Source organism: Neptunomonas sp., assembly GCF_016744175.1.
Classification (GTDB): domain Bacteria; phylum Pseudomonadota; class Gammaproteobacteria; order Pseudomonadales; family Balneatricaceae; genus Neptunomonas.
In genome coordinates this window covers 86,822-92,699 of the sequence record NZ_JADGEV010000009.1, presented here as the reverse complement: position 1 = coordinate 92,699, position 5,878 = coordinate 86,822, and the positions used below count along the sequence as shown (strand labels likewise).

Below are 5,878 nucleotides of genomic sequence, written 5' to 3'. Positions count from 1 at the left end.
ATTAGAACAAGATTAGAAACCATTAATCGAGCAAGCAAAAAAACAGATTACTCTTTACTTAATCGCTCAGTTACCCCCAATGAATCACTCACTACCACCTCTTCCTATCAAACATGAAAACAGATTTAATAATCTATATTTTTCAACAGGTTAATTACAATTAGCGCATACCACTTAATAGGTACAAGGCTAAAGAAGCATTTATAGCAGCACCCCAAGCCTTGATTCACATCAACACGCCCCATTCAAAACTGTCCTACTTTTGCCCTATATGGATACCATGCATCTGCTGATAATTAGCTCGGATGGCTGAATTTACCCAGATGATGAACACAACGATCTAAATGATACCTTCAAAGACGTAGCGACGGCCTTACCCGCTGCAGGAGTAGTTCAATGAGCACTGACAGAATTCAATTACTAAACTTTAGTGATCCAAAGATTAAAACTTTGCATATCACTTGGTTTGCATTTTTCCTGACCTTCATGGTCTGGTTTAGCCATGCCCCCCTGATGGCTATTATCAAAGAAGCATTTGATCTAACTACCCCTGAAGTCAAGGCACTGTTAATTCTTAACGTTGCCCTAACCATCCCCTCTCGTATTGTTATTGGCACATTAGTAGACAAGTACGGTCCACGTATTGTTTACAGTATGCTACTGATGATTGGGGGTGTTATCTGCGTAGGGTTCGCATCAGCACAAACGTATGAGCAACTCGCAATACTACGTTTTCTTAGTGGTTTCATCGGTGCTGGTTTTGTTATCGGTATTCGCATGGTCTCGGAGTGGTTTCCTGCGAAACAAGTTGGGATTGCTGAAGGTATTTATGGTGGCTGGGGGAACTTTGGTTCTGCCGCTGCAGCGATGACCCTTCCTTCTTTAGCACTCATGTTTGGTGGAGAAGATGGGTGGCGCTATGCGCTGGGCATGACAGGGGTTTTTGCTTTTGTCTACGGTATTATCTACCGCAAGATTGCACGCGACACACCAAAAGGCTCTACTTACTTCAAACCTAAAAAGCACGGTGGTCTTGAAGTTACTAGCAAAGGCGATTTCTATTTTTACTTACTGATGAATGTTCCTATGTACTTAGCACTTGCGGTGCTGACATGGAAATTATCGCCATCTAACCTTGGACTTCTAAATGAAATTGGCACATACGGCATTTATGCTGTGCTTGTTATACTGTTCATTGTCCAAGTGCGTGCCATCTACCATGTAAATGAAGAAAACCTTAAACATGGTGTTCCTGAAATACAGCGTTATAAATTCAAACAAGTTGCGGTACTGGATGTGGCTTACTTCGTTACTTTTGGGTCTGAATTGGCTGTCGTTTCAATGCTGCCATTATTCTTCCTCGATACATTTGAGGGATTAAGCGCAATTCAAGCAGGACTACTTGCTTCAGGCTTTGCCTTTATGAACCTGGTTGCTCGCCCAACAGGCGGACACTTCAGTGATAAATATGGTCGCCGCAAAGCACTCTCCATCCTCATTGCAGGTTTAGCTGTAGGATATTTGGTACTCAGCCAAATTGATGGTAATTGGTTCATCCCTATTGCCGTTATCGCTACTATGTGCTGCTCTTTCTTCGTACAAGCAGGCGAAGGGGCTGTATTTGCAGCAGTACCTCTGATTCAGCGTCGTATGACAGGACAGATTGCAGGCATGGCGGGTGCATACGGTAACGTCGGCGCTGTTTGTTACTTAACAGTGCTATCGTTTGTAGACTACTCAACATTCTTTATGGTGATCGGTGGGTCTGCTGTTGTTGCCTTCCTGTTTGTCCAGTTTATGGATGAGCCATCAGGCCAGATGGCTGAAATACTACCCGATGGTACAGTCCAGTTAATTGATGTTGAATAAGCAACTCAATACAGAGAGCCTACGGGCTCTCTTTTAATTGCGTAATACAGGTTTCCAGTTTATTTAGGTTCTTCGACAAGGATCAATTATGCACCTTAACAGTGAAATTAGATTATCGACTGCCCAGCAAAGCATTACGGGACGAAAAGCCCGCAATGAAGACTGCCTGGGCTTTTTTATGCCTGTCGGTAACCTTCTAACCACTAAAGGTGCCTGCGGCATGATTGCGGACGGTGTCAGTACTGCAGAAGCAGGCGCGGAGGCTGCTGAGTACTGCGTACGTGAATTTATAAACGACTATTTCGATACGCCCGATATCTGGACGGTAAAAAAGTCTGCACAAAAAGTATTAACCTCTATTAATCGATCACTTTATTCGCGTAGTCACGAATACCTAAGCAGTACACGCGGCTATGTTTGTACTTTCTCAGTCATCGTCATCAAATCACACACCGCACATATCTTCCATATAGGTGACAGCCGAATCTACCGTATTCGCGACGACCACATGGAATGCTTGACGACAGACCATGTTACTCCATTAAGTCAAAGCACTAGCTGCCTAGCCCGTGCTATGGGCATGGATACTCACTTAGATATTGATTACCGTACTATTTCTATAGAGCCTAATGATATTTTCTTTCTTAGTACTGACGGTGTGCATGACACGTTGTCACCGCAGGAAATACAATCACTCATTTATGAAAGTGAATCATTAGATTCTGCATGCGAGCAGCTCGTAAATATCTCTTATGATAAAGGTAGTACCGATAACATAAGTTGCCAATTGATACGTGTAGACCAGATCATTCGTGAAAGTATCGATGACCTCACAGACAAGCTAACAGAGTTACCTTTCCCTCCAGAACTAGAACCTGGCATGCGGATTGATGACTATGAAGTAGTCTCCGAGCTCTATGCCAGTAGCCGCAGCCAGCTCTATATTGTTAAAGATCCTCTTGATGGAAAACAGAGGATAATGAAAACACCGTCACAAAATTTTAATGACGACCCGGCTTATATTGAACGTTTTATTATGGAAGAGTGGGTAGGCAGCCGCATCGACAGTCCACATGTCGTAAAAGTATGTAATGCGAACCGACCAAAGACTTTTCTCTACTATTTGATGGAAAAAGTAGAGGGGATTTCATTAGAACAATGGATTGAAGAAAACCCTTTCCCCAAACCCTCAGAAGCCATCAAACTCATTAAGCAAATGGCTAAAGGGTTACAGGCATTTCATCAACGAGAAACTCTGCACCAAGATCTAAAGCCCAGCAATATAATGATTTCAGAAGATAATCATATTACGCTAGTCGATTTTGGTTCTGTCTATGTCTCTGGCATTAACGAAATATTCATACCGATAGAAAGAGATCGAGTGCTTGGCACCGTCAACTACTCTGACCCATTACTGAGGTTAGGACAGAACACCGGCATAAAGGGAGATCTTTTTTCTCTCGCTTGTATCACTTACGAGATATTCACTCATCAACTGCCTTATGGAGAAGGACTTGAGCGATGTGAAACGCCCCAGCAACTTGAGAAATTAAAGTATATCCCTTCTGAGCGTTACAACCCTGTATTACCGTTATGGTTTGATCGCGCTTTGATGAAAGGCGTGTCTATCAAGTCAGAAGATAGATATGAAACGATTCAACAGTTCTTACAGGATGCCACTCACCCTAACCCTGAATTTTTACTACCAAAAGAAGTTGAGAAAAAAACACAAAGTGTTATTTTTTGGCAGATGATGTCTTTAGTTTGGTTTATTACTTCTATGTTTTTAGTAGCGGCCCTGTGGCTGCAAGGCTGATGAGTTGCGTGACTAAATATGCTTAAGTATAAAAAAGATTTAGTAACGCTTAAGCGAAGGCCCACTACAGCTCTCTTTTTTTGTAGAAAAAACTACGTCCCATTTGATCCAAAGCGTAAAAGCCCAAAGTACAAATATCATTGAAATAGATATCATAACAAGAAGCAACCACGGCATATGCCCACTCCTTTTCTCATAATAATCAGTATAATTGAGCCCTTCAATATCAGCCGTCAGTGGAGCGAGCCCTAATTGCTTGTATGTTTCAGCAATCTGAACAAATCTATTGGGACTAAAATAGCCTAACTCTATGTCCTGCGGCTGAATAAGATCTATTGTATATTTAGCTTCATAGAGCAAGTGCTCCCGGGACTTATCTGTATCTAGATTTTTACGTATCCAATCAACCATCTCTTTTTGATGCTCAACAGCATACTGCCACCCTTTCAAAGTGGCACGCCGAAAAGCCAGCACTTTCTCTTTATTTAGCTTTAAAAAACGCTCGTCCACAAAAAGCATATCACCGTAAAAATCTACTCCATATGTAGCGGGTGACATCACATTTACACGTAAGCCTTTTTCTTTATAAAAATAGGGCTGATCGGTGATATAAGCAGACATTGCATCTGCATTTCCACTAAGCAACGCATCATCACGAAAATTCTGAGGCACATGTGTATGATCATATTCAGTTAAACCCAGCTCTGTAAACATGGCTAAAAGAGCCGCGTCATCGATGTTACGCTGGTACATGATTCGTTTATTTCTCAGCTCTAACGGATTAAGTATCCCTGAAGACTCCAATGCCAACAATACCATTGGAGAATGCTGAAAAATTGCGGCGACAACTACGACAGAACGCCCTTTCAAGCGAGATAACACCACACTAGAGTCCGTTATTCCAAACTGAGCATCCCCACTCAGCACGATATCTGTTGCGCTACGATGCTCATCAACATCGCGGATTTCGACATCCAACCCCTCCGCAGTGAAATACCCTTCCTTTTGTGCCGCATAATAACCGGCAAACTGAAACTGGTGCTTCCATTTCAACTGCAAAACAATAGTATCTTGAGCGCAGACATTTGATGCACTATAAAAAAGTAATAACAATAATGCAGGGCGACATTTCAAGCACCGAAAAGCGCGTTTAAAAAACATCCAATGTATAAACACAATAGGAGTACCTATCAATATTTAAAAAACAAAGTATAGATGAATTAATAAAAAACGAGCACAGAAGAACCGGGAAAGTACGAAAGGTATGAATCTGAGATAACTGGCCTTCTCTTAAAAAGCGATCAGACCAGCTGTTTGAAAATTAGCGGGCTTGTAAAAGAACAGGATTCTGTTGTCGGTCGAGGATCGTATAACCTGATAAATCTTGCCCCATCATCAAGTCATTTGCCATCTGATTAAGATACTGTTCAGCGGCTTCAGTAGGAGGCGCTTCACCATCAACGCCACCTAAACCTGCAATCAAAACAAAACTCCAATCACTCTCAATAGCATCCGCTTCTGCAATAAGGGCTTCAAAGCTAGCAATCTCTTCAGGCAACTTATCAACACACATTAATGGTGTAACCGTCCCTGTTTCATGAGAAGCATTATCTTTCTTCTTCTTTGCGCCTTCAGCGCGAGCAAAAAGCATGAGAAGTCGCTGAGGCTGATCCTGCTGCTTAGAAGCTTCAAGCAACTTAGTGAATTCTCCTGACGCTGTACCTTTAAACATTATCATTACCCCTATAAAAATATATCTCTATTCTGCCACAGTGACAGCACTGTGTTTATTCCTCTGAGGGAGTATATAGCACTCCTCTATATTCATAAGAGTACAGTAAGAAACTATCAAGGAGATATTCAATCTAATTATTATCAACGTCCCTTAAAGCCATTAATGCTCAGCTTTGATACGTGGGAATGAATTATGATAGATGAACAAAAAAGCCATATAAAAAGCAATAATTCAAGTTACAACCAGTCCGCTGAAAATGCGTTATACAGCGTACAAACACAACTGGCCATCAACAATTTCCCTATTAGTGGGCAATCAATGCCGACGGTATTTATTAAAGCACTCTTACAGATAAAAGCCACAGCAGCAGTGGTCAATGCTTCACTAGGAGAGCTTCCGATAGAAATAGGACAGGCGATTAATCAGGCTGTCGACGTATTATTGGATAAGAGTCACTT

At 41.8% G+C, this 5,878-nt stretch carries 4 protein-coding genes and 1 pseudogene; 3 read left to right on the top strand and 2 right to left on the bottom strand.

Features of this window, described 5'->3' with window-relative positions; translation table 11 throughout:
* Nucleotides 1-396 precede the first annotated feature (396 nt).
* Both QZZ55_RS06105 and QZZ55_RS06100 read left to right on the top strand, forming a co-directional pair.
* Nucleotides 397-1,869: a NarK family nitrate/nitrite MFS transporter gene (locus QZZ55_RS06105; protein WP_293266378.1), complete on the top strand. Its 1,473-nt coding sequence runs from the start codon at nucleotides 397-399 to the stop codon at nucleotides 1,867-1,869.
* Nucleotides 1,870-1,957: 88 nt separating this feature from the next.
* Nucleotides 1,958-3,685: a bifunctional protein-serine/threonine kinase/phosphatase gene (locus QZZ55_RS06100; protein ID WP_293266376.1), complete on the top strand. Its 1,728-nt coding sequence runs from the start codon at nucleotides 1,958-1,960 to the stop codon at nucleotides 3,683-3,685.
* 39 nt (nucleotides 3,686-3,724) lie between these two features.
* Here the strand turns inward: QZZ55_RS06100 and QZZ55_RS06095 are convergent, their stop codons facing one another.
* Both QZZ55_RS06095 and QZZ55_RS06090 read right to left on the bottom strand, forming a co-directional pair.
* Complete coding sequence (locus QZZ55_RS06095; RefSeq protein ID WP_293266374.1) at nucleotides 3,725-4,861, bottom strand: ABC transporter substrate-binding protein; 1,137 nt, start codon at nucleotides 4,859-4,861, stop codon at nucleotides 3,725-3,727.
* A gap of 145 nt (nucleotides 4,862-5,006) precedes the next feature.
* Nucleotides 5,007-5,417: a ribonucleotide reductase subunit alpha gene (locus QZZ55_RS06090; protein ID WP_293266372.1), complete on the bottom strand. Its 411-nt coding sequence runs from the start codon at nucleotides 5,415-5,417 to the stop codon at nucleotides 5,007-5,009.
* Nucleotides 5,418-5,612: 195 nt separating this feature from the next.
* On the opposite strand from QZZ55_RS06090, the pseudogene aspA reads away from it, so the two are divergent.
* Nucleotides 5,613-5,878 (top strand): annotated as a pseudogene (gene aspA / locus QZZ55_RS06085) (aspartate ammonia-lyase); the annotation flags it as partial.

Excerpts from the sequence above, each read along its gene's own strand:
- QZZ55_RS06105 (WP_293266378.1), top strand. The coding sequence starts at position 397 with ATGAGCACTGACAGAATTCAATTACTAAACTTTAGTGATCCAAAGATT.
- QZZ55_RS06100 (WP_293266376.1), top strand. The coding sequence starts at position 1,958 with ATGCACCTTAACAGTGAAATTAGATTATCGACTGCCCAGCAAAGCATT.
- QZZ55_RS06090 (WP_293266372.1), bottom strand. The coding sequence starts at position 5,417 with ATGTTTAAAGGTACAGCGTCAGGAGAATTCACTAAGTTGCTTGAAGCT.